The organism is Polaribacter sp. 11A2H (assembly GCF_011379025.1).
GTDB lineage: Bacteria > Bacteroidota > Bacteroidia > Flavobacteriales > Flavobacteriaceae > Polaribacter.
On record NZ_WTLD01000001.1, the window covers coordinates 269,821 to 293,612 of the forward strand.

At 28.0% G+C, this 23,792-nt stretch carries 25 protein-coding genes and 1 other RNA gene; 25 read left to right on the forward strand and 1 reads right to left on the reverse strand.

What is annotated here, in order from left to right; all coding sequences use genetic code 11:
- Positions 1-323 precede the first annotated feature (323 nt).
- The 5 genes from GQS58_RS01220 (at position 324) to GQS58_RS01245 (ending at position 3,196) form a co-directional block, all read left to right on the forward strand.
- Positions 324-614 carry a hypothetical protein gene (locus tag GQS58_RS01220; RefSeq protein WP_166382051.1) on the forward strand — a complete coding sequence of 97 codons (291 nt, stop codon included), beginning with the start codon at positions 324-326 and terminating at the stop codon, positions 612-614.
- Between the two features lie 13 nt (positions 615-627).
- Positions 628-918: a cell division protein ZapA gene (locus tag GQS58_RS01225; RefSeq protein WP_166382053.1), complete on the forward strand. Its 291-nt coding sequence runs from the start codon at positions 628-630 to the stop codon at positions 916-918.
- A gap of 56 nt (positions 919-974) precedes the next feature.
- Positions 975-1,083, forward strand: a non-coding RNA gene (ssrS, locus tag GQS58_RS01230) — 6S RNA.
- 47 nt (positions 1,084-1,130) lie between these two features.
- Positions 1,131-2,699 (forward strand): ribonuclease Y, encoded by a 1,569-nt coding sequence (gene rny, locus GQS58_RS01235; RefSeq protein WP_166382055.1) that lies wholly within the window; start codon positions 1,131-1,133, stop codon positions 2,697-2,699.
- Between the two features lie 338 nt (positions 2,700-3,037).
- A complete protein-coding gene (locus GQS58_RS01245) occupies positions 3,038-3,196 on the forward strand; it encodes a hypothetical protein (RefSeq protein ID WP_166382057.1) in 159 nt (52 codons plus the stop codon).
- A 571-nt stretch (positions 3,197-3,767) separates the two neighbouring features.
- Here the strand turns inward: GQS58_RS01245 and xerD are convergent.
- Positions 3,768-4,664 carry a site-specific tyrosine recombinase XerD gene (xerD, locus tag GQS58_RS01250; protein WP_166382059.1) on the reverse strand — a complete coding sequence of 299 codons (897 nt, stop codon included), beginning with the start codon at positions 4,662-4,664 and terminating at the stop codon, positions 3,768-3,770.
- Between the two features lie 285 nt (positions 4,665-4,949).
- Between xerD and GQS58_RS01255 the strand changes: the two genes are divergently transcribed.
- The 20 genes from GQS58_RS01255 (at position 4,950) to GQS58_RS01350 (ending at position 23,791) form a co-directional block, all read left to right on the forward strand.
- Positions 4,950-5,450, forward strand: a complete 501-nt coding sequence (locus GQS58_RS01255) for a transporter (RefSeq protein WP_166382061.1) — start codon at positions 4,950-4,952, stop codon at positions 5,448-5,450.
- A 265-nt stretch (positions 5,451-5,715) separates the two neighbouring features.
- Entirely contained in the window at positions 5,716-6,135 is a 420-nt protein-coding gene (gene aroQ / locus GQS58_RS01260) for a type II 3-dehydroquinate dehydratase (RefSeq protein ID WP_166382063.1), read from the forward strand.
- A 1-nt stretch (position 6,136) separates the two neighbouring features.
- Entirely contained in the window at positions 6,137-7,060 is a 924-nt protein-coding gene (locus GQS58_RS01265; RefSeq protein ID WP_166382065.1) for a glycosyltransferase family 2 protein, read from the forward strand.
- 11 nt (positions 7,061-7,071) lie between these two features.
- Entirely contained in the window at positions 7,072-7,953 is an 882-nt protein-coding gene (locus tag GQS58_RS01270) for a formyltransferase family protein (protein WP_166382067.1), read from the forward strand.
- Positions 7,954-9,048, forward strand: a complete 1,095-nt coding sequence (gene rffA, locus GQS58_RS01275; protein WP_166382069.1) for a dTDP-4-amino-4,6-dideoxygalactose transaminase — start codon at positions 7,954-7,956, stop codon at positions 9,046-9,048.
- Positions 9,049-9,069: 21 nt separating this feature from the next.
- A complete protein-coding gene (locus GQS58_RS01280; RefSeq protein WP_166382071.1) occupies positions 9,070-10,380 on the forward strand; it encodes a glycosyltransferase family 39 protein in 1,311 nt (436 codons plus the stop codon).
- Positions 10,381-10,590: 210 nt separating this feature from the next.
- Complete coding sequence (locus GQS58_RS01285; RefSeq protein ID WP_166382073.1) at positions 10,591-11,439, forward strand: ABC transporter permease; 849 nt, start codon at positions 10,591-10,593, stop codon at positions 11,437-11,439.
- 2 nt (positions 11,440-11,441) lie between these two features.
- Complete coding sequence (locus GQS58_RS01290) at positions 11,442-12,722, forward strand: polysaccharide ABC transporter ATP-binding protein (protein WP_166382075.1); 1,281 nt, start codon at positions 11,442-11,444, stop codon at positions 12,720-12,722.
- A 124-nt stretch (positions 12,723-12,846) separates the two neighbouring features.
- Positions 12,847-13,272 (forward strand): acyltransferase, encoded by a 426-nt coding sequence (locus tag GQS58_RS01295; protein WP_166382077.1) that lies wholly within the window; start codon positions 12,847-12,849, stop codon positions 13,270-13,272.
- On the forward strand, positions 13,269-13,967 hold the full coding sequence (locus tag GQS58_RS01300) for a cytidylyltransferase domain-containing protein (RefSeq protein WP_166382079.1): 699 nt from the start codon (positions 13,269-13,271) through the stop codon (positions 13,965-13,967). Before GQS58_RS01295 ends, GQS58_RS01300 begins: the two co-directional genes overlap by 4 nt.
- Positions 13,951-14,967 carry an N-acetylneuraminate synthase family protein gene (locus GQS58_RS01305; RefSeq protein WP_166382081.1) on the forward strand — a complete coding sequence of 339 codons (1,017 nt, stop codon included), beginning with the start codon at positions 13,951-13,953 and terminating at the stop codon, positions 14,965-14,967. Before GQS58_RS01300 ends, GQS58_RS01305 begins: the two co-directional genes overlap by 17 nt.
- A gap of 3 nt (positions 14,968-14,970) precedes the next feature.
- Complete coding sequence (locus GQS58_RS01310) at positions 14,971-15,609, forward strand: acyltransferase (RefSeq protein ID WP_166382083.1); 639 nt, start codon at positions 14,971-14,973, stop codon at positions 15,607-15,609.
- A complete protein-coding gene (locus tag GQS58_RS01315) occupies positions 15,599-16,960 on the forward strand; it encodes a glycosyltransferase family 2 protein (protein WP_166382085.1) in 1,362 nt (453 codons plus the stop codon). Before GQS58_RS01310 ends, GQS58_RS01315 begins: the two co-directional genes overlap by 11 nt.
- The gene (locus GQS58_RS01320; RefSeq protein ID WP_166382087.1) at positions 16,950-17,876 is read left to right on the forward strand and encodes a hypothetical protein; all 927 of its coding nucleotides are present in this window, start codon (positions 16,950-16,952) and stop codon (positions 17,874-17,876) included. The genes GQS58_RS01315 and GQS58_RS01320 overlap by 11 nt, the downstream gene beginning before the upstream one ends.
- A 246-nt stretch (positions 17,877-18,122) precedes the next feature.
- A complete protein-coding gene (locus GQS58_RS01325; RefSeq protein WP_166382089.1) occupies positions 18,123-19,055 on the forward strand; it encodes a glycosyltransferase family 2 protein in 933 nt (310 codons plus the stop codon).
- A gap of 84 nt (positions 19,056-19,139) precedes the next feature.
- On the forward strand, positions 19,140-19,373 hold the full coding sequence (locus tag GQS58_RS01330) for a hypothetical protein (protein ID WP_166382091.1): 234 nt from the start codon (positions 19,140-19,142) through the stop codon (positions 19,371-19,373).
- 73 nt (positions 19,374-19,446) lie between these two features.
- Positions 19,447-20,412, forward strand: a complete 966-nt coding sequence (locus GQS58_RS01335) for a hypothetical protein (RefSeq protein ID WP_166382093.1) — start codon at positions 19,447-19,449, stop codon at positions 20,410-20,412.
- 20 nt (positions 20,413-20,432) lie between these two features.
- Positions 20,433-21,581: a glycosyltransferase gene (locus GQS58_RS01340; RefSeq protein ID WP_166382095.1), complete on the forward strand. Its 1,149-nt coding sequence runs from the start codon at positions 20,433-20,435 to the stop codon at positions 21,579-21,581.
- A 9-nt stretch (positions 21,582-21,590) separates the two neighbouring features.
- Complete coding sequence (locus tag GQS58_RS01345) at positions 21,591-22,787, forward strand: glycosyltransferase (RefSeq protein WP_166382097.1); 1,197 nt, start codon at positions 21,591-21,593, stop codon at positions 22,785-22,787.
- The gene (locus GQS58_RS01350; protein ID WP_166382099.1) at positions 22,784-23,791 is read left to right on the forward strand and encodes an N-acetylneuraminate synthase family protein; all 1,008 of its coding nucleotides are present in this window, start codon (positions 22,784-22,786) and stop codon (positions 23,789-23,791) included. Before GQS58_RS01345 ends, GQS58_RS01350 begins: the two co-directional genes overlap by 4 nt.
- The last annotated feature ends 1 nt before the right edge of the window (position 23,792 follow it).

Below are 23,792 nucleotides of genomic sequence, written 5' to 3' on the forward strand. Positions count from 1 at the left end.
TAGTTTAACAGAGATAAAGTAGACTAATTTTTATTTTAAGTTGTAGCTGTTTGTTAGGTAGTTAAAGTGAATACTTGGTTATTGGATGTAAAAGAGAAGTGGTTATAAAGTATTATATCAGACAATAATGATTTTTAGTAAGAATATCATTTTATAAATTGAACTTACACAGAATATTTTAGGTCTAAACAAATTGAATTCCATAATGTTAACTGGAGTATTTTATGAATTTAATAGTTGCTATAGAAAATAAGTGACAAAATGTTGTAAAGTTTAAAACAGAATGTTAACTTTGTAGTTATAGTTTTATTCTTAAAATATAGATGGGTAATACAATTGAAGCAATTCATTTACTGGAAGATAAGTTAGAAAGCTTATTATCAAATTATGAATTTTTGAAGAATGAAAATGAGATTTTGCTTCAGAATACAAGTAAATTACAACATCAATTAAAAGAAAGAGAGCAATTATTAGCAGTTCAGAAAAAAGAGTATGATTTACTTAAGATTGCAAAAACTATAGACGGCAGTAGTACAAATACAAGAGATACAAAACTCAAAATAAATACTTTAATTCGAGAAATCGATAAGTGTATCATACAGTTACATAAATAAAGTTCATTAAATTGTGGGAAAACTTAAAATTAATATTGTTATAGCAGGTAGAACTTACCCTTTAAGTGTAAATAACACTAAAGAAGAAGAAGGCATGAGAAAAGCCGCAACTGCTATTAATAAATTAATTTCTATGTATGAAGAAAATTATGCAGTAAGCGATAAACAAGATGTTTTAGCTATGTGTGCGTTACAATTTGCTTCAAAAGCAGAAATAGCTTCATTAGAAAAGGATTCTACAGATAGAGAAGTAGTAGATAAAATAAAAGCGTTGACTAATTTAGTTGATGCTCATTTAAAATAAGTTCTTTAAAATATACATTAACAACACACTGCCTACGTTAGTACATTGTTTATTAAACTCAACACGATTCAATTATGAAGGATGAGTCTTAACTACTAAAGCAAGCCATCTAGAATGGATCCTTGAACAGTTAGTTAGTCCTATAAGTAACCATATTTGGAGTTTAAAAAACCTCACTAATGTAGGCTTTTTTTATATATTAAATTTAAATTATGGAGGAAATGATACTTCCCATTATTGTGGGAGTTTTGATAGGAATTGCAGGTGGTTTTTTGATCGCTAAAGCGATGGAAAAAGCAAAAGGAAAAAAAATACTTAGTGGCACTCGAAAAGAGGCCGCAACAATCTTAAAAGAAGCTAAGATAGATGCCGATTCTGTAAAAAAAGAAAAGATTTTACAAGCAAAAGAAAAGTTTATTGAATTAAAGGCTGAGCATGAAAAAGTAATTCTTACTAGAGAAAAAAAGATTTCTGATGTAGAGAAACGTATTAGAGATAGAGAATCTCAAGTTGCCTCTGAAGTAGATAAAAATAAAAGATTAAATAAATCTTTAGAACACAAAGAAGGTGAGTTTAATAAAAAGTTAGACTTTTTAGAAAATAAAGAGTCTGAATTAGAAAAAATGCACAAGCGTCATGTAGATATGCTAGAGCAAATTTCTGGTTTATCGGCAGAAGATGCCAAAAAAGAATTGATTACCTCTTTAAAAGATGAAGCAAAAACAGAGGCAATGGCTTTTGTACAAACTTCTATTGAAGAAGCGAAATTAACAGCAGAACAAGAAGCTAGAAAAGTAGTTTTAGGTACTATACAAAGAGTAGGTGTAGAACAAGCAGTAGAAAACTGTGTATCTGTATTTAACTTAGAGTCAGACGATGTTAAAGGTAGAATTATTGGTAGAGAAGGGCGTAATATTAGAGCTTTAGAAGCTGCAACAGGTGTAGAAATTATTGTAGATGATACTCCGGAAGCAATTATTCTTTCTTGTTTTGATCCTGTGCGTAGAGAGATTGCTAGATTGGCAATGCATAAGTTAGTAACCGATGGTAGAATTCACCCAGCAAGAATAGAAGAGGTTGTTAAAAAGACAGAAAACCAAATTACCCAAGAAATTATTGAGGTAGGTAAAAGAACCGTAATAGAATTAGGTATTCATGGTTTACATCCAGAATTGATAAAAACGGTGGGTAGAATGAAATATCGTTCTTCTTACGGACAAAATTTACTACAACACTCGCGTGAAGTAGCAAATCTTTGTGGAATTATGGCTGCAGAAATGGGTTTAAATGCAAAGGTTGCAAAACGTGCTGGTTTATTACATGATATTGGTAAAGTGCCAGATACGGAAAGCGAACTTCCACACGCATTGTTAGGTATGGAATGGGCTGAAAAGTATGGTGAAAAACCAGATGTTTGTAATGCAATTGGTGCTCACCACGATGAAATTGAAATGAAAACCTTAATAGCGCCAATCGTACAAGTTTGTGATGCTATTTCAGGAGCAAGACCAGGAGCAAGACGTCAGGTTTTAGATTCTTACATTCAGCGTTTAAAAGATTTAGAAAATATTGCATTTGGTTTTCCAGGTGTTCAAAAAGCGTATGCTATACAAGCAGGACGTGAATTACGTGTAATGGTAGAAAGTGGTAAGGTAAATGACACCAAAGCTGCTGAATTATCTTTTAGTATTTCTCAGAAAATACAAAATGATATGACATATCCAGGTCAGGTAAAAGTAACGGTTATTAGAGAAACAAGAGCGGTGAATGTGGCTAAGTAAAAGAAGCCCATTTTATCCTTCCTTAAAGGAAGGGCACTGTTGTGTTATTTAGATATTTTTAAAAATTCCTATCATGTTTATGGTAGGAATTTTTGGTTTTATGTATTTCTTAGTATTAATCGTTTTCCTTTTTGTTTGAGTGTCTACGAATCAACGAAGAAAGAAGCGGTTTGTATGTAAATGCTGGTTTCAGAAATGCAAAAGGAGCTAATTTGTCAGATAAAGAAGTTTTCTTAAATGAATTACAAACAGAAACTCCGAGTCCTTGAGGAAGCGTTCGTTTAGATGTTTTTACACATCATTATGCATTAGAAAACATTAAAAAGAAACATTCAAAATTGGTGTTTGTTTCTTATGGAGAAACCGATGATTTTGCACATGATGGCGAATACGATGCGTATTTAAAATCGGCACAAAGAACTGATACATTTATTAAAAAAAACTATGGGACTTTACGCAACAAAACTCTTTTTACAAAGGTAAAACCACTTTTATAATTACTACAGATCATGTTAGAGGTACAGCGCCTTTAGAAACCTGGAAGCATCACGGAAACACTATAAAAGATATAGACAAAGTTCGGCATGACAAGGTTTAAACTTTTTAGACAGCTTCTTTTTTTTGTCAACCTGAATTTATTTCAGGTTCTTTTGGTGTTTGGATTTCTGTGCGCAAAGATGCTGAAACAAGTTCAGCAAGACAAAGTTTAAACCTTTTTAGACAACTTCTTTTTTTTTGTCAACCTGAATTTATTTCAGGTTCTTTTGGTGTTTGAATTTCAGTACGTTGAGATGCTGAAACAAGTTCAGCATGACAAGTTTTAAGCTTTTTAGACAGCTTCTTTTTTGTCAACCTGAATTTATTTTAGGTTCTTTTGGTGTTTGGATTTCTGTGCGTAAAGATGCTGAAACAAGTTCAGCATGACAAGGTTTAAATCTTTTTAGGTAGTCTCTTTTTTTTGTCAACCTGAATTTATTTTAGGCTCTTTTGGTGTTTGAATTTGAGTATGTTGAGATGCTGAAACAAGTTCAGCATGACAGGATTTTATTTTTTTAGGTAGTCTCTTTTTTATTTTCTAGGATGATAGGTTTCTACCACTTCCTTTAAATAACTTTTATCTAAATGCACATATACTTCTGTAGTTGTAATACTTTCATGACCTAGCATTTGTTGAATCGCTCTTAAATCTGCTCCATTTTTTAATAAATGTGTCGCAAAAGAATGTCGCAATGTATGCGGACTAATTTTCTTCTTTAAATCTATTTCTAGAGCGAGGTTTTTAAGAATGATAAAAATCATCTGTCTAGTTAATCCTTTGCCACGTCTGTTTAAGAAAACAGTATCTTCAAAACCTTTTTGTGGCTGTATATGTGCTCTAATATCTTTTATATAACTCGAAATATATTTTTGAGCAGCATAATGAATCGGTACAAAACGCTGTTTATTTCCTTTTCCGATTACTCTTACAAAGCCTTCTTCAAAAAATAAATCAGAAATTTGTAGGGTAATGAGTTCACTTACACGCAAACCGCAACTGTACAAGGTTTCTAAAATAGTTCTATTTCTTTCGCCTTGCGGATGGCTTAAATCGATCGCAGAAATAAGACTGTTAATTTCATCTTCGGACAAGGTGTCTGGTAGTTTTCTTCCAATTTTTGGAGCTTCAATTAAATCCGTAGGATTGGTCTCTCTATAATCTTCAAAAATTAAATAATCGAAAAAACTACGCAAACCAGAAATAATACGTGCTTGACTTCTAGGATTTACACTTTTAGCAATTTCATAAATAAATTGCTGAATGGACTCTTCATCAATAGTAATAGGAGTGTGGTTGATTTCATTTTCTTCTAAAAACAACATCAGTTTTTCTAAATCTCTCGTATAACTATCAATTGTGTTTTTAGAAAGCCCTCTTTCTATCTTTAAAAAGAGTTGAAAATCTCTAATTGCGTTTTGCCATTTCATGGGATAAAGATATTGAATCTATAGAATTCAATTGATAAATACCTGTTTTTATTTATCTAAACTAGTTGAAAAAGATATTATTATTAGTTAAGGCACAGTGGAAGACTAATTATTTCATAATAAAGATTTCTACTGTGCTCAACCAGACATATTACGTATTTATAAACGATAGAACTAATTACTGCTCTCTACAACTATCTTATTTGAGTCAATTTTTAAAGCAATAACGTTCATGTAAAAACCAGTACTCATTTACTTTTGTAGGGAATTTAAAAATTAAATATTATGAAAAAAGTATTGTTAGTTGCTTTTGTAGCAATCATGGGTGTAAGTACTATAAATGCACAAGAAGGTGTTTTAAATGGTGGCGTAAATGTAGGTATTCCTACAGGAGATGCCAATGATTTCTATGGGGTAGCATTAGGAGCAGAATTAAATTATATGTTTCCTGTAGCTGATGGTTTTACCTTAGGTCCATCTGTTCAGTATTCTCATTTTTTTGGAAAAGATCAAGATTTTGGTGGTGTAACTTTTGAGACTTCAGACGCTTCTTATTTGCCAATATCAGGTGCGGCAAGATTTAATGTTTCAGAAAAATTTGTAGTTGGAGCAAACCTTGGTTATGCAGTAGGTTTGAGTGAAGATTTAGATGGTGGTTTTTATTATAGACCAGTAGTTGGCTATAAAATTGGTGATACTACACAGCTAAATATCTCGTATTCTGGAATTTCAAATGATGTTTTAGATATGAACAATGTTAGTTTGGGCGTAATGTTCGGACTATAAAATATAGATATTGTTTAAATAATTCGTTATAATTTATGAATTAAAAATGGTTTCACCAATGTTAGTTCGAGTTATTTTGGATGAAAAATTATATCGAGAACTAGTTCCATTCTAAAATGGTATTATAATATAGGTTTACAGATTTCAATCTTAAACTTCACAGAAATTGATGTAATTTTATTAAAAGACACGATTGATCTTATTATATATGAACGGAAGCTGAAAAGCTTCCGTTTTTTTATGTAAAAAAATGTATTTTTGTTTTATGAAATTACTGATACTAAACGGTCCCAATTTAAATTTATTAGGAAAAAGAGAACCAGAAATTTATGGTTCAGAAACTTTTGAGCAATATTTTGAAACGCTACAAAAAAAATATTCAACGATTACTATAGAATATTTTCAATCTAATAGTGAAGGTGCAATTATAGATAAGCTACACGAAGTTGGTTTTAGTTATGATGGCGTAGTTTTAAATGCCGGTGCTTACACGCATACTTCTGTGGCTATTGCAGATGCTATTAGTGGTATTACTACTCCGGTTGTTGAGGTACATATTTCTAATGTTCATCAAAGAGAAACTTTTAGACATCATTCTTTTTTATCGCCAGTTTGTAAAGGGGTTATTTTAGGTTTTGGGTTAAAGAGTTATGAGTTGGGAGTTGAGAGTTTAATAAAGGATTAAGATGATTGAATTTTCAGTAGTTGTTCCTTTGTACAAATGTTCCGAAACTTTAAAAGAGCTTTGTGCTAGGTTACAAACCGTTTTCAATAAGTTAGAAAAAACGTATGAAATTATTTTAGTCAATGATGGTAGTCCTGGTAATGATTGGGAAGTAGCTTGTAGTTTATCAAAAGAAAATAAAAACATAAAATCGATTAATTTAAGTCGTAATTTTGGACAGCATCCAGCTATTTTTTGTGGTTTAGAAAACGCAAAAGGAGAATGGATTGTTGTAATGGATGGAGACTTACAAGATGTGCCAGAAGAAATTGAAAAGTTGTATGACAAAGCTTTAGATGGGTTTGATATTGTTTTTGCTCAAAGAATGTTTAGAAGTGATAATTTTTTTAAAAAAATATCATCATTGTTTTTTTATAAATTTTTAACTTTTTTTACTGATCAAAAGCACGATCATAGAATTGCTAATTTCGGTATTTATAAAAGAAATTCAATTTTAGCAGTTTTAAAAATTAAAGATTATATCAGGTTTTTTCCAACAATGATCCAATGGGTTGGTTTTAAAAAGATTTCTATACCTGTTAATCATTCATCAAGACAAGAAGGGAAGAGTTCCTATACTATATTTACTTTACTTAATTTAGCTTTTAATAATATTATTACATTTTCAAATAAGCCGTTAAGAATGATGGTTAAATTTGGTTTTATTACAGTATTTATATCTTTTATTATGGCGCTATTCTTTATATATAAGTATTTTATAGGTGAAATAATTGTTGTAGGATATGCTAGTTTAATCGTTTCCATTTGGTTTTTGGGAGGAATCGTGATATCTATGTTAGGTATAGTTGGTATTTATGTTGGTAATGTATTTGAAAAAGTAAAAAATAGACCTATCTTCTTGATAGAGGAATCAATTAACTTATAAAAAAGTCTCTCGTGGTTACATTATATTTAATGACAAAAAAAGGTTTTGATACACTTAACTATCTTATTGCTTCTAATTTAGATAAATATATTGCTGAAGTAGTTGTTGGAGAAGACTTGGATGTACTAAATGATTATTCTAAAGATATAAAATTATTATGTAAAAATCATAAAATATCTTTTAAAAAAAGAACAGATTTTTTTGAAAGTGAAGCTAAATACGCAATAGCAATATCTTGGAAATGGTTGATAAATAATATTGATCAAAAGTTAATAGTTTTACACGACTCTTTATTACCCAAATATAGAGGCTTTGCTCCATTAGTAAATGCACTGATAAATAATGAAAATAAAGTAGGTGTTACGGCTTTGTGGGCTACTCAAGACTATGACAAAGGAGCGGTAATATTACAGAGGTCGCTAAATGTAAATTATCCTAAAAAGATAGAAAATTTAATTAATGAGGTGTCTTCCTTATATAAAGAAATTGTTGCAGAGATTATATGTAAATTAGTGAATTCTGAAAAGTTATCGGGAAAAAAACAAGAGGAAGATTTATCAACCTATAGTCTATGGAGAGATGAAGAAGATTATTTAATTGATTGGACTTTAGATGCTGATGTTATTTTGAGGTTTGTAAATGCTGTTTCGTATCCTTATAAAGGAGCTTCCACTTTTATAAATAATAATAAATATAGAATTACAAAAGTAGATTTAATAGAAGATGTTGAAATTGAAAATAGAGCACCTGGTAAAGTGATTTTTATAAAAGAAGAAAAACCAGTTGTAGTTTGTGGTAAAGGTTTGTTGAAAATTAATAACCTCTTAGATGTTAATGACAATAACATTTTGCCTCTTAAAAGTTTTAGAGTAAGATTTAAAGGAGTTAAGTAAATGAAAAAAAATATACCATTTAACAAGCCTTACCTAACAGGTAATGAAACAAAATATATAGAGCAAGCAGTTGCCTCTGGTAAAATTTCAGGAAATGGGGTTTTTACGCAAAAGTGTCAGCAATTTTTTGAGGAACGTTATGGAATCACAAAAACATTATTGACTACATCTTGCACAGATGCCCTAGAAATGTGTGCTATTTTATTGAATATTAAAGAGGGAGATGAAGTGATTATGCCTTCTTACACGTTTGTTTCTACAGCAAATGCTTTTGTATTAAGAGGTGCAAAAATTGTGTTTGCAGACTCAAGAGCAGATCAACCTAATATAGATGAAAATAGTTTAGAAGCATTAATTACACCAAAAACCAAAGCAATTGTTGTGGTTCATTATGCAGGTGTTGCTTGTGAGATGGATACCATTATGGCATTAGCTAAAAAACATGGTATATATGTTGTTGAAGATGCAGCTCAAGCAATTGATTCTTTTTATAAAAGAAAAGCATTAGGAAGTATTGGTCATTTGTCTGCATTTTCTTTTCACGAAACAAAAAATGTAATCAGTGGAGAAGGAGGTTTATTGGGTATTAATGATACACAATTTATAGAAAGAGCAGAAATTATCTGGGAAAAAGGAACCAATCGATCTGCTTTTTTTAGAGGAGAAATAGATAAATATGGTTGGGTGGATGTAGGGTCTTCTTTTTTACCTTCAGAAATTATTGCTGCTTTTTTATGGGCGCAATTAGAAAATTTAGAAGATATTCAAAATAGAAGAAAAGAAATTTGGAATGGTTATTTTACGTTTTTTAAAGAGAGTAGTGAAATTTCATTGCCTTTAGTACCTAAATACGCAACTAATAATGCACACATGTTTTATGTGCTTTTAGAGTCGTTAAAGAAAAGAAATGAGTTTATTGCTAGTTATAAAAAAAGGGGGATTAACCCTGTTTTTCATTATGTAAGCTTGCATTCTAGTCCTTATTTTAAAGATAAGCATGATGGTAGAGTATTACAGAACTGTGATAGATATGCAGATACGTTGGTAAGAATGCCTTTGTATTATGAGTTGGATCAAGAAGTTGTTTTTAACTAATATATAAAAGACAAACAAAGTATGGGTAAAAATAACAAGTTTATTTTAAATTCTGTTCTGAGTTTAGCATTATTAACCTCAATTTTTTATGCTTGTATTAGATTATTTACAATTTTTATAAGTCTAGATACAACAGGAGATGAAGGAGGGTTTCTATATGTTTTTAATATTTTTATTGAATCTGGTTTTTATGAAGCCAATATGTATGGAAATTCTACCATTTTTAACAGTATTTCTTACTTATTTTATTTAATAGGGTTAGATCCTTTAATGTCTTTAAGAGTAACAAGTTTACTTTTTGCTATATTTAGTATATATTTACTTTGGGTTTTAATAAGAAAAAACTTTAATCATTTACCTAAATTGTATAAGAATGCAATTATGCTTACTTCTGTAAATGCTATGATTGTTATGTCGTTTATTTTTTCGGGAATTAATGATGTTTTTATGACCTTTTTTACACTACTATTTTTTATAATATTCTTTAAAATTAAACAAGATAAAGAAAATAAGAATATTATACTTTACATTTTATTAGGAGGAATTTTTGCATTAATACTCTCAACACGAAAAATGGGGATTTTATTATTTCCAACATTTATTATTGTTTTGACCCTATATTTTTATAATAAAAAATTTAATTATAAAATTTTTGCAAGTCGAGTTTCTATAATAACTTTAAGTTTTTTGTTGGGTTTAATATTACTCAATTACCCATCGTTAAAAGAAAACGGAAAATTATCTTTTCACGAAAAAAAAATAGAAACAGAAGGAGTCTCTTGGCCTCAATTACAGTATCTAACTGCAATTTGGTTGGAAGAAGGTAAAGTTGAGTATGGAAAACATTGTAAACCAGAAGATGTGTTGGCTTATATTTCAGATAATGGAATTAATTCATTGCCTAATTCTATTTTAGAAACAATGATTTTTAATATTCCTAGGAGTATTAAAACAGCAATAAGAGAAGGTACTTATTTGATAAAACCATATACTCGGTTACTCGGGTTAGTTTTTCTTTTAGGAGTGTTATTGTTTTTTAAAGGAATTTTTACGAAAGAAATAAATATTAAGAAAATTATTAATAATGAAATAGTTGTCTTTTTTATAAATTATACGTTAATATTTGTTTTAATTATTTGTAGCTATATAGAATTTAGGTGGTTTATGCCATTAGTAATATTATTACCAATTTTGTTTTTTTCTTATTTTGATAAGTATATAAAAAGTAAGTGTAACAATAATCTTGAATTTTTATTTTTTGTAGGGCATTTTTTGTTATTAGCTTTAATGAATGTGAAGTTTATCGTTAGTAATTATCATACCTTAATATAAGTTTTAATACTTATTTATACCAATTCTTTTTATAACCAGTTTGTAAAGATGTTATTTTAGGTTTTGGTTAAAATTTATGAGTTGGATGTAGAGCATTTTTCATAAATTTTAATCGTCAATTATAAAAATAAATCAATAATAATTAAAGCTAATTTTTAGTGTTAAAAAATATATAATAAATTATATTTGTTCTCTAAGAAAAATTAATAAATGGAGAAAGAAAAGTGGTTGTTAGAAATAACGCCAAAAAATAATTTATTTGATTTAAATTTAAAAGAAGTTTGGGAGTATAAAGATTTATTATTTCTTTTTGTAAAAAGAGATGTTATAACACTTTATAAGCAAACCATACTTGGGCCTCTATGGTATTTAATTCAACCATTATTTACCTCAATTATATTTACTTTAGTTTTTAATAATGTTGCAGGAATTCAAACAGGAGGTATTCCTCCATTTTTATTCAATTTAGCAGGGATAACTACTTGGAATTATTTTAAAGATTGCTTAACCCAAACCGCAGATACTTTTAAGAAAAATGAACAAATTTTTGGTAAAGTATATTTTCCAAGAATTATTATGCCAATGTCTGTAGTTGTTTCAAATTTATTAAAATTTGGGATACAAATATTTATTTTTATAATATTCTATTTTTACTTCTTATTTGCAGGTTATGATGTGGCCCCAAGTAAATATGTTTTCTTATTTCCTGTATTAGTCTTATTTATGGGGATGTTAGGATTAGGATTAGGTATGATTATTTCATCTATGGTTACAAAATACCGTGATTTAACTTTTCTAGTAACTTTTGGTATTCAGTTATTAATGTATATTTCTCTTGTTGTTTTACCTCTGTCACTTTTTCAAGAAAAAGGATTTGAATGGGCAGTAAGATATAATCCAATGGCATATATTATTGAAACAGGTAGATTTATGTTATTAAATGAAGGAAGTGTTTCTTTATTTGGTATTGTTTATACAGTGATAATAACTCTTGTTACCTTAATAGTAGGTGTTTTAATTTTTAACAAAACTGAAAAAAGTTTTATCGATACTATTTAATCATGAAATCTAACGAAGTAATTTTAAAAGTAGAAAACCTAAGCAAACAATATCGATTAGGAACCGTTGGCACGGGGACAATTAGTCATGATTTAAACCGATGGTGGCATAAAGTAAGAGGGAAAGAAGATCCGTTTTTAAAAGTTGGAGAATCTAATAATAGAGCTATAAAAGGAGAATCGGAATATGTTTGGGCTTTAAAGGATATTAATTTTGAAGTTAAAAGAGGAGAGGTTTTAGGAATTATTGGTAAAAACGGAGCAGGAAAATCTACGTTGCTTAAAATTCTTTCTAAAGTAACAGGGCCTAGTACTGGTAGTATAAAAGCAAATGGAAGAATAGCTTCATTGTTAGAAGTGGGTACTGGTTTTCATCCTGAAATGACAGGGAAAGAAAATGTTTTTTTAAATGGAGCAATTCTTGGAATGACTAAGAAAGAAATTGCTGATAAATTAGATGAAATTATTCAGTTTTCTGGTTGTGAGCGCTATATTGATACTCCCGTAAAAAGGTATTCTAGTGGAATGAAAGTGAGACTAGCTTTTGCAGTAGCAGCTTTTTTAGAACCAGATATATTAGTTGTTGATGAGGTTTTAGCTGTTGGAGATGCAGAGTTTCAAAAGAAAGCAATTGGTAAAATGCAAGATATTTCTAGCCAAGGAGGTAGAACAGTATTGTTTGTAAGTCATAATATGAATTCAGTTGCAAAACTTTGTACTAGTACTATTCTTTTAGAAAATGGAGAAATTGTATTTACGGGGGAAGTAGAAGAGGGTATTAAAAGATATGAATTTGGTAATTTAAAAGATACAAATAACTCTAAAGATATTAAAACAAGAGGATTAAAAGTTTTTTCAGATATTTTATCAGTAAAAATTTTAAAAACAAATGATTTAATTTATATGGGAGATGATTTATCATTTTCCATAAAATTAAAAATCAAAAACTCAACTAAAAATGTTGAATTAGGATATCGGTTATATCATAAAAACACTCCAACAATGACAAATATAACTAATTGGGATATTGGAGCTTTAGATTTAGATAAAGGGAATTATAATTTCAATGCAGCTATTCCTAAAAACACGTTATTTCCTGGTATTTATACCTTGGAAGTTTTTGTAAGGCAAATTAATAATCCGGTAGACGTTATTGCAGATAATGCAAAAAGTTTTAAAGTTGAGTGGAAAGATATTACTGGACACGAACCTAATTTTGATACTATAAGTGTAAAAGGGATGTACACTAAAACAGAATGGAATATAGAGAAAGATAATGGGTAACGAATCTTCACAATTAAGAAAACATTTAAAATATTCTCTTTATAACAAACTTCGTTCATGGTATCAAGGATTTAGGATAGGTAAATTAGGTAAAAATGTTTGGCTTGATAAAAATGTTTCACTCATGCGTTTTCCTAAAAATATAAAAATAGCAGATGATGTTATTATAAAGGAGGGTGTAAAAATTTGCCCATGTAATATGGATGCAAATGTTATTATTGGAGAAAGAACGACAATTGGTTATCACACTTTTATATTTGCTTCTTCAAATATAAAAATAGGTAGTGATTGTTTAATTGCTCCATTTGTATATATCGTTGATAGTAATCATAGTATTTTAAAAGAAAAAAATATAAATCAACAACCAAACCAATCTAAAGAAATTGTTATAGGAGATGATGTTTGGATTGCAAGTAATGTTACCATTTTAAAAGGAGTTACTATTGGTAATGGGGCTGTTTTAGCTGCTGGTACAGTTGTTAATAAAGATATTGAAGCATTTAGTATTAATGCAGGAAGTCCTTCTAAAATAATTGGCTATAGAAAATGAGAATAGGAATTGTAGTTTTATGTAGGTATTCTTCGTCTCGTCTTTACGGTAAGATTTTAAAAGAAATTAAAGGAAAAAAAGTCTTAGAATATATTTGCGATAAAGTAAGTCGTGTAAAAGGAATTGATGGTTTCTGTATTGCTACGTCTGTAGAAAAAGATGATGATGCCATAGAACGTTTTTGTAAAAAAAATAATGTAAATATTTTTAGGGGAGATTTAAATAATGTTTCTAAACGTTTTTATGAGTGTGCAGAAGCAAATAACTACGATGTAATAGTTAGAATTAACGGTGACAATATTTTTTTAGATAAAGATTTAATTTCTGACGCTATTCTTAAATTTAAAGAAAATAACTTAGATTTTCTTTCTAATGTAAAAGAAAGAACTTACCCTAAAGGAATGAGTATTGAAATTGTTAGAAAAGATGTATATGAAGCTCATCTAAAAAATATGACTTCCGATTATTATAGAGAGCATGTAATGCCGTATTTTTATGATAATGAAAAGTTATTTAAAACGATGTATTTGTATAATGAAGATGATAGTTGTAAAGGAATAGATTTGGCATTAGATACTCAAGAAGATTTTAATACTGTTACTAAAATATTATCTTTAACTACTAAGTTACATTACAAATACAATTACAAAGAAATAGTAAGTTTATACAAAAAAATAAATGATAAACAAATTTAAAGGAAAACACGGTCCCTTACTTATTGCCGAAATAGGAGGAAATCATGAAGGTAATTTTGAATACGCATTAGAGTTAACAAAATTAGCTATTGATGCAGATGTAGATTATATAAAATATCAGATGTATTCTGGAGACACTCTTGTTTCTCAACAAGAAAGCCCTGTTAGAAATAAACATTTTAAAAAGTTTGAGTTATCAAAAGAACAATATATTCAATTAGCCGAACTTTGTGAAGCTAACAATGTAGGTTTTATGGCTTCTGTTTGGGATTTAGATTATATTTCTTGGATAGATAAATACATGCCAATTTATAAAATTGGTTCTGGAGATTTTACCGCTTATCCTATATTAGAAGGCATTGTAAAGCTTAAAAAACCAATTATTTTATCAACAGGACTTAGTACTCAGCAAGAAGTTTTAGATACAGTTAAATTTATTCAAAATTTAGACTCATTGTATTTAGATAAACAATATTTATCAGTATTACAATGTACTTCTATGTATCCAATACCATACTCTAGTGCTAATTTATCAGTTATGGATACTTATAAAAAAGAAACAGATTTAACTATTGGTTATTCAGACCATACAGAAGGTAGTTATGCTTTAGAGATAGCTGTAGCAATGGGAGCAGAGATTTTAGAATTTCACTTTACAGATAGTAGAGAAAATAAAGAATTTAGGGATCATAAAGTTTCATTAACAAAAAACGAAGTTTTAGATTTAATCTCTAAAATAAAAAAAATTAACGATTTAAAAGGAAACCCAATAAAAACTCCAACAGAAATTGAAATAGAAACAGGCCATTGTACAAGTTTTAGAAGAGCTGTATACCCAATTAGAAATTTAAAAGCAGGAACTATTATCACTAAAGATGATTTGGCTTATTTAAGACCTAATCATGGAATTGATGCTCGTGACTATAAAGAAGTAATTGGAAAAACTTTAAAGGAAGATGTTATTAAACATCAAAAAATTACATTTGAAATTTTAAAATAAGAAATGTTTTATCCTCTACTAAAATTATTTTATGATAAAAAACCTATTATTTTAGGTTGGATTTATAAAGTATTATTTTCTAATAAAAATCTTAAAATTGGTAAAAACTTTAAGTGTGATTCTTTCCCTATAATAACTTTAGATAAAAATGCTAAAATTCACTTAGGAGATAATCTGATTTTTAGAAGGAATGTTGAAATTAGAACGCATCAAAACTCTAGGTTAACTATTGGTGATAATTGTAGAGTAGATAGAGGAGTAAGAATATTGTCTACTAATAAATCTCATATAGACATAAGTTCTGGTGTTCGAATTGGTCTGTATAGTGTTTTTAACGGTGGAGACTCTATTTTTATAGGTAAAGATACTTTAATCTCTGGTTTTGTGTATTTACAAACAAGTATGCACAACTATTTTGAGGAAGGAAAAAATATACAAGAACAAGGTTATACACACAAGAGAATAATTTTAGGAGAAGATTGTTGGCTTGGGACACATGCAGTAATATTTCCAGGAGTTAATCTTAAAAATAAAGTTATTGTAGGTAGTAGTTCTGTTGTAAATAAATCTTTTGAAGAAAGTGCTATTATTGCTGGTTCCCCCGCAAAAATTATTAAAAAAAGAAAAATTAATGAAATATAATTCATCTCTAGTAACAGTTTATATAACAAATTATAATTATCAAGATTATTTAGAAGAAGCTTTTACTAGTTTAGTAAATCAAACGTATAATTCTATCGAAATAATAATTATTGATGATGGCTCTACAGATAATTCTATAAATATTATTAAAAGGTTATCTAAAAAGCATGAAAATATTCAAACTATTTTTCAAAAAAATAAAGGATTAAATAAGACTAATAACGTTGCTATTAAAAAAGCTAGAGGTAAATATATTATGCGATTAGATGCGGATGATATATTAGAACCAAAAGCTATTGAAAAAATGGTAAAGGTGTTGGATGAAAATGATAATATTGGATTGGTTTTTCCTGACTATTATTTAATGGATGAAAATGGCTTTAAATTTTCAGCTCACAAAAGGTATAATTTTGATACTGACGTTTTATTATTTGATAGACCTGCTCATGGTGCTTGTACAATGATTAGAATATCCTTTTTAAAGGCTGTAAATGGATATGATGAAGATTTTACATGTCAAGATGGTTATGAGATTTGGTTAAAATTTATTACACACTATCAAGTGAAAAATATAAATGAACCTTTATTTTACTACAGACAACATTCATCTAATTTAACAAAAAACGAAACTAAAATATTATCTACCCGAGCTGCCATTAATAAAAAGAGTGTTCAAACTAAAAATATTAATATTGAATCAATATTAATACTACCTATTAGAAATGATAAAAAATATTTAAAGGTAATTGCTGGTGAGTCTATTCTTGAAAAGAAAATTAATGTTGTTCTTTTAGCGGAAATACCTAAAAAAATTATTATTACTAGTAGTTCTAAGGATATTAAAGAGTTTGTTCAAAAACGATATAAAGATGAGTCTAAAATAATTTTTATAGAAAGAAGTGAGGTTTTAGAGCGCAAAACAACACCATTATCTGAAACTATTAATTTTATACAAAAACAAATTGATGTAAATTATAATGCAATTCAAATTATTTCTCCAGATTTTCCATTTATAGAAAGCTATAGTATAGATGATGCGCTAAATACTATGTTTTTATTTGGGTCAGATTCAATAATAAGTGTTAGAGAAGATAACCATATGTTTTTTCAACATCATGGTAAAGGAATGGAACCTATTTTAAATCAAAATAAATTCACAAAATTAGAAAGAGACACTTTGTTTAAAAGTGTAGGTGGTATTTCTGCTGTTAAAAAAGAAGCTTTTGATTTAAGTAATGAAATTATTACAGGTAGAGTAGGTCATTTGATGGTGGAAGAAAAAGCAAGTATTGAATTAAATAATCAATATGGACTTGATTTAGCTACAAATATTTTTACAAATGAACAATAAACAATTAATTGAGGTATGTAAACCCTATGAAATAAAGGAACGAGTTGTTTTTCCTTCTAACATACAATATGGTTTTAGTAAAATTATTAGGAAAAGAGTTTTTTACCCTTCATTTTTACCTATTTGTGCTCATTTTGAACATTCTAGTCCTCCCTTTTATGATGAAATATGGGATATGGAAAAAAAATTTTTAACAAACCTTTTTTTTCATAGGGAAGACTATGTTACTCAATGGAATAATAAATTTAAAGGTAAGGCAAGAACTTTTATGTCTCCATTTGTTTGGTACAAAGAAAATAAAAGTATAATTATTTCTAAGAAAGCTAAAGGAAGTCTTTTTTTTATTCATCACTCAAGAAAAGGAGTAGATAGAGAGCATAATCAAGAAAAAATTATTGATATTATTGAAAATTTAGATGAGGTTCAAAAACCTGTTACTTTTTGTTTTTATTATTTAGATATACAAAAGGGATTACATCTACCTTTCCAGGAAAAAGGGTATAATGTAGTTTCAGCTGGGCATCTTGATAACCCTAATTTTATAAAAGGTTTTTACGATTTAATCTCAAATTATAAATTTGCTTTAACCAATTCTATAGGAGGGCACTTATTATTTGCGACAAATTTAGGTCTGCCTGTTTCTTATTTTGAAGAATTAGAACCAGTTCATACATCTAACTTGATAGGTTTTGAGGATTCTAGAAAGCGGTTACTTAAAAGTAAAACGTATAATCATGCTAAGAATTTATTTAGAGGTATACACCAAAATGTTAGTATAGAACAAGAAGAGTTTGCTAATAAAATGTTAGGGGTCCACTCAAAATCAAACAATATTACTTTATTTATAATTTTATATAAGTCTTTATTCCAATATATTTTTTATAAAATTGTAAAAAAAATAAAAAACAGAAATTAGTTGGTTTAATTTATTATTTAATACGTGATTAAAAATAATAAAAAAGCTTCATATATAAAAATAATAATTATAAAAATTATTGACTATAGTTGGGTTTGAATTAATAATAAATCATTTTATAAAAGTTAATATTAAACCTTTCAACGGATTTTAGTCCCTGTTATTATTATAATCTTTAATTGCTAAATATAAAGAGGAAAGAGTTTATTTATAATTTTTAAAAAATAATTTTAATTATTTAATTAAATGAAAAATTTAGTTTCGATTATAATACCAATGTATAATTCTAGTGAGTTTTTAAAAGAAACTTTAAATTCCATTATTAATCAGGTATTTCTAAATTGGGAATGTATAATTATAGATGATGGATCTACAGATAATTCTGTTAAAATAGTAGAAGAATACATTCTTTTAGATAGTAGGTTTCAATTATATAAAAGACCGGATGAATTTAGTAAAGGAGCAAATAGTTGTAGGAACTTTGGCTTAGGAAAAGTAAAAGGATCTTATATTCAGTTTTTTGATTCAGATGATTTAATGTTAAAAAATCACTTAGAAGATAAACTTAATATATTTTTTAAAGAATCGAAATTAGATGTTATAATTAATAGGTTATCATTTTATGAAAATGGTATAATTACACATATGTCAAATATTGAATCTAATAGTATTTTTGTAGATTCATGTTTAGATAAAATAGATTTTTATGTTTCTGGACCTTTATGGAAATTAGATTTTTTATTGAAAAATAAAATTATGTTTGATGACCAAATATCCAACTTAGATGATTGGGATTTTAATTTAAGAGCACTTTTATGTGATTCTAATTTTAAATTATTAAATACATCAACAATTTTGTATAGACAATGGCCTAATAGTCTATCTAAACAAATATCTTTATGCAATCCAAAAGAAATTAAATCAGAAATTTATGCAAGATTTAAAGTATTAAACCTTTATGAAAAAAACAAAATCGAAACTAAAGAAATAAAAATTTTTATACAAAAAAGAATCATTAATCTTTATCTTATTTGTTTAACAAATAGAAACTTTAATCTTGCTCTATTTTGTTTAAAATCATTAAAAGATTTCAAACTAAATTTATTTGTTAAGAGTAAATTAGTATTAGCTTTTTTATCGTTTAAATTTTTTAATAAAGGCTATCAGTTATTGAAATAGTAAATGAACAAATTAATAATTACTTTATTTTTTGAATATTAGATAAAGTTTATTTTAACATAAAAAAATATTTTAAATCTACCAATGATTGAAGAGCAAGCTCAAAATTTCTTTACTGCATTTATAAATGTTATTTTATTAGACGTTCGTAAATTAGTATATAATAGTTGTGCTAATGGTGATTATTTTAGAATATATTTTACAGAAGATGGTTTTAATCAGACAGATTGGGAGCGTTGGTATACTCCTATTCTAAATAATTTCACCTTTAAGAGTAATTTTTTTGCATTTAGATATTTTTACTATTCCTTTAAATAGCATGATATAAACTTAATCATTTATAATGAATTTAATTATTTTAGTGTTTTCATTGTTTCTTATAATACTACTTATGTATTTAGTTTTTAACTTTTTTCTTAAAGTTAGATCTAAAAACCATAGTAATAAACTTTTCGAAAAACTTGTAAGAAATACTGTTTTATCAAAAATATTTAAACCGGTTAAAAGAGGATGGCATATTCATACATTTAGAGAAGATAAAAATGTTGCTGATTTAAAAATAAATAATTTACTTAAGGTAAAATGGTTTGATTTAGATTTTAAAGACTGTAGTGGTATTGCAGATCCCTTTTTATTTAAGAGAGGTAAAGAATATTTTTTATTTTTTGAATATGAATATTATAAAAGCTTAAAAAAAGGAGCAGATATAGCTTATGCTAAAAGTACAGATGGTTTAAATTGGAAGTATCAAAAAAAAATAATTACCGAAGCTTTCCATCAATCATTTCCTTTAATTTTCGAAAAGGAAAATGAAGTTTATATATTACCTGAATCTAATGAATCTAATAAAATACTTCTATATGTAGCAAAAGAATTTCCTTGTAAGTGGGAATTAGATACAGTATTATTTTCGGGTAAAAGATTAGTTGATACTATTTTTTTAGAGAAGGATTCAATTTACTATTGGTTTACAACAGATTTAGATACTAAAGAATTATTGCTTTATTATTCAGCAGGCTTAAAAAATGAATGGATAGAACACCCATGTTCTCCAATATCTAACGATAGAAAGAAAATTAGAAATGCAGGAGCAATCTATAAGGAAAATGGTAAAACGTATCGTTTTTCTCAAGATAGTAACGGAGGTTATGGGGCTGCAATTAATATGTATGAAATAGAGAACATAGATACTTTAACTTATAAAGAAGTAGTTGTTAAGGAACCTTTATTATTTAAAAGTAGTGATGGTATTAAAGATGCTATTCATCATTTATCAATTTTAAATGAAGAAGAAAGAAAGCTAGTAGCTATAGATGGTGCTAATTTTTCTCTGAAAGGTGTAAAATTAAATTGGTAATTATTTAAAGAATTAATTTTATGAAAATACTCTTTGTATGCCTTCAATACATCCATTCAGCAAGGTGGATCAATCAATTAAAAGATACGGAACATGAAATTTATGTGTTCGATTGTTTAGATAGACCTATTCATAAAGACTTATTGTGGACAAATTATACCACAAATTGGAGTAAAAGAAAAGTACCTTATTTAAAAGGAGAGTTTTTTCTTGAAAAAAAAATGCCAAGTATTTTTAATAAAATAGAGCGCTATTTAAAGGTAACTTCTTCAGAAAAACTAGAAGAGTTGATTAAAGAACTTAAACCAGATTTGGTACATTCTTTAGAAATGCAATCGCAAACATATCCTCTATTAAAAGTTCGAAAAAAAAATGATTTTAAATGGGCGTATTTTTCTTGGGGAAGTGATCTGTATTTATATCAAAATGAGAAAAAACATCAGCAAAAAATAAAACAAGTCCTTTTTAATTTGAATTATTTATTTGTGGATAATCAAAGAGATATTAATATTGCAAAAGATTTAGGCTTTAAAAATGAAGTTTCAGGTATTTTTCCTGGAGGTGGCGGTTATCAATTAGAAAAAATAAAAGAAACTGTTGCAGAAACTCCAAAAGAAAATTTAATTATTATTAAGGGATATCATCATTGGGCAGGTAGAGCTTTAGTGGTTTTAAATGCTTTAGAGTTGATAAAGAGTGATTTAATTGATTATAAAGTTTTGGTTTATTCTGCGCATGATAACGTTATTGATAAAATTGCAGAAATGAATGGCAATGGATGGAATATAGAATTTATCAGTAGAAAAAAAGAAGTAAGTCAGAATGAATTATTAAAGTTATTTGCGAAAGCAAAAATAGCAATTGGTAATAATATTTCAGATGGTATACCAAACACACTTTTAGAGTCTATTATTTTAGGGGCTTTTCCAATTCAATCCAATCCTGGTGGTGCAAGTGAAGATTATATTTCTGATGGTAAAAATGGATTTTTAATTCAGAACCCAGAAGATGCTGTCGCAATTTCTAAATTGATAACAAAAGCTTTAAAAAGTGATGAGCTATTAGAAAAAGCTTTTTTAATGAATCAAGAAATTGCAAAGAAATTAGCATACAAAGAAATTCGAAACCGTGTTTTAGACGCTTATGCTACCATAGAAAATAATATTTAAGATTATAAAATGAGTTCAAAAACAGTATTATTTATTGTAAACAATAGTAAAATAGACTTAAACTCTAGCGGAGGTGCATCGGTATATTTTAGTCATGTAGACTTGTTGCATGCTTTGGGGTATAAAATCATTTTATTAGCTACACAATGGAATGATGTAAGTGTTTTTAATAACGATGATTATAATGACGTTAGAGAAAAGTTAGACACTATTATATCTTATTCCGTTGTTAAAAAAAAACCAAATAAAGGCATAAAGCGTTTAAATGATGCTATTTTTAATCCGACAAAGTTTGAATATTATTTCATCAATAAAGAAAATAAAAACTTTATCGAAAAAACTATTTTAGATTATAAAATCGATTTTATTTGGGCAGAATGGAGATGGAACGCAATAATGGTTGCTGCATTTAATCTAAAAACACCAAGTATTTATAGTCACCATGATTGGGAATATAAGTTGGCGAAGTTAAGAACTCCGAATCAGAATTTAAACAAACGCTTCCACACTTATCAAAAAAAGCGAGTAGAAATAAATCTAATTAAAAATGTAGCTGGTGTAGTTTCTGGTTCTTATACAGAAACAAATGAGGTTTTAGAACATCAAAAAAAGGCGCTTTATCTACCAACTACTTATATCAATATAGAATCGGAATTAAAGCCCAATAAACCTCCAAGAATTGTACATCTTGGCGGAATGGGAACAACAGCAAACAGAATTGGTTTAGAAAGATTTTTGACTGTATGTTGGGATACAATTAAAACAGCAATACCAACTATAGAATTAGTTATTATAGGGAAGTTAAAAGGAGCATCAGAAAAACTATTGAGTTTAATAAATTCTGATAAAAATATTGTTTCCTTAGGGTTTGTTAAAGAACTAGACAATGTTCTTTTACCAGGAGACTTTCATATTATTCCTTGGGAATTTAATACAGGAACAAGAACAAGAGTCCCTGTCGTTTTTAATCATAAGCAAGTTTTAGTTTCCACAAAAGCAGCGGTAGAATGTTATCCGGAGGTAACCAATAAAAATGCTGTTTTATGTGACAATTTAACAGATATGGGTCATAAAATTATAGACTTATATAAAGCAAATGATAAAGGGATGAAAATAGCATTGGAAGGAAAACAACTATTTAAAAATCATTTTACAACTGCTTCACAAAAAGAAAATTTAAGCACATTTTTACAAAAAATCAAATGAAAGAAACATTTATAATTGCAGAAATTGCACAGGCACATGATGGTAGTTTAGGTTTGGCACATTCTTATATAGACGCCGTAGCTAAAACAGGTTGTAATGCAATTAAATTTCAAACACATATTGCCGCTGCAGAAAGTAGCAGTGAAGAACCTTTTCGTGTAAATTTTTCTTATGAGGATAAAACTCGTTTCGATTATTGGAAAAGAATGGAGTTTACTTTAAAGCAATGGAAAGAAATTAAAGCACATTGTACTGAAGTTGGTTTAGAGTTTATAAGTTCTCCGTTTAGCAATACAGCGGTAGATTTGTTAGAGGAAGTTGGGGTAGAGCGTTATAAAGTAGGTTCTGGAGAGGTAAATAATTTTGTTTTATTAGAAAAGATTATTCAGACAGGGAAGCCTATCATTATTTCTTCGGGAATGAGTTCTTATGAAGAATTAGATAAAACAGTGGCATTTTTAAAAAATAGAAATGCTAAGTATTCTATTTTACAATGTACAACCGCATATCCAACAGCTCCAAAACAGTTTGGTTTTAATGTACTTAAAGAATTAAAAGATAGGTATAATGTTTCTGTTGGTTTTTCAGACCATTCGTCATCTATAGAAGCAAGTATTGCAGCAGTAGCTTTGGGGGCTGATGTTTTAGAGTTTCACGTTGTTTTTAATAAAGAAATGTTTGGGCCAGACGCTAAAGCTTCTTTAAACTTTATGGAAACAGAACAATTAGTTAAAGCGGTTAGAAATATAAAAGAAGCTTTAAATAGCCCAATAGATAAAAACGAAAATTCAAATTTTAATGAGCTAAAACAAATTTTCGAAAAATCTTTAGCTGTTAATAAGCATTTGCCAAAAGGACATTTAATAACTTTTTCTGACCTTGAAACCAAAAAACCAAAGGGATTTGGTATTTTAGCGAGTGATTATAAAGATGTAATTGGAAAAGAGTTAAATAAAGATCTTAATCAATGGGATTTTTTAAATTTTGGCGATTTAAAAGAATAAT

Coding starts and splice junctions, on each gene's coding strand:
- GQS58_RS01220 (WP_166382051.1), top strand. CDS start 324: ATGGGTAATACAATTGAAGCAATTCATTTACTGGAAGATAAGTTAGAA.
- rny (WP_166382055.1), top strand. CDS start 1,131: ATGGAGGAAATGATACTTCCCATTATTGTGGGAGTTTTGATAGGAATT.
- xerD (WP_166382059.1), bottom strand. CDS start 4,664: ATGAAATGGCAAAACGCAATTAGAGATTTTCAACTCTTTTTAAAGATA.
- GQS58_RS01255 (WP_166382061.1), top strand. CDS start 4,950: ATGAAAAAAGTATTGTTAGTTGCTTTTGTAGCAATCATGGGTGTAAGT.
- aroQ (WP_166382063.1), top strand. CDS start 5,716: ATGAAATTACTGATACTAAACGGTCCCAATTTAAATTTATTAGGAAAA.
- GQS58_RS01265 (WP_166382065.1), top strand. CDS start 6,137: ATGATTGAATTTTCAGTAGTTGTTCCTTTGTACAAATGTTCCGAAACT.
- rffA (WP_166382069.1), top strand. CDS start 7,954: ATGAAAAAAAATATACCATTTAACAAGCCTTACCTAACAGGTAATGAA.
- GQS58_RS01280 (WP_166382071.1), top strand. CDS start 9,070: ATGGGTAAAAATAACAAGTTTATTTTAAATTCTGTTCTGAGTTTAGCA.
- GQS58_RS01285 (WP_166382073.1), top strand. CDS start 10,591: ATGGAGAAAGAAAAGTGGTTGTTAGAAATAACGCCAAAAAATAATTTA.
- GQS58_RS01290 (WP_166382075.1), top strand. CDS start 11,442: ATGAAATCTAACGAAGTAATTTTAAAAGTAGAAAACCTAAGCAAACAA.
- GQS58_RS01295 (WP_166382077.1), top strand. CDS start 12,847: ATGCGTTTTCCTAAAAATATAAAAATAGCAGATGATGTTATTATAAAG.
- GQS58_RS01300 (WP_166382079.1), top strand. CDS start 13,269: ATGAGAATAGGAATTGTAGTTTTATGTAGGTATTCTTCGTCTCGTCTT.
- GQS58_RS01305 (WP_166382081.1), top strand. CDS start 13,951: ATGATAAACAAATTTAAAGGAAAACACGGTCCCTTACTTATTGCCGAA.
- GQS58_RS01310 (WP_166382083.1), top strand. CDS start 14,971: ATGTTTTATCCTCTACTAAAATTATTTTATGATAAAAAACCTATTATT.
- GQS58_RS01315 (WP_166382085.1), top strand. CDS start 15,599: ATGAAATATAATTCATCTCTAGTAACAGTTTATATAACAAATTATAAT.
- GQS58_RS01320 (WP_166382087.1), top strand. CDS start 16,950: ATGAACAATAAACAATTAATTGAGGTATGTAAACCCTATGAAATAAAG.
- GQS58_RS01325 (WP_166382089.1), top strand. CDS start 18,123: ATGAAAAATTTAGTTTCGATTATAATACCAATGTATAATTCTAGTGAG.
- GQS58_RS01330 (WP_166382091.1), top strand. CDS start 19,140: ATGATTGAAGAGCAAGCTCAAAATTTCTTTACTGCATTTATAAATGTT.
- GQS58_RS01335 (WP_166382093.1), top strand. CDS start 19,447: ATGTATTTAGTTTTTAACTTTTTTCTTAAAGTTAGATCTAAAAACCAT.
- GQS58_RS01340 (WP_166382095.1), top strand. CDS start 20,433: ATGAAAATACTCTTTGTATGCCTTCAATACATCCATTCAGCAAGGTGG.
- GQS58_RS01345 (WP_166382097.1), top strand. CDS start 21,591: ATGAGTTCAAAAACAGTATTATTTATTGTAAACAATAGTAAAATAGAC.
- GQS58_RS01350 (WP_166382099.1), top strand. CDS start 22,784: ATGAAAGAAACATTTATAATTGCAGAAATTGCACAGGCACATGATGGT.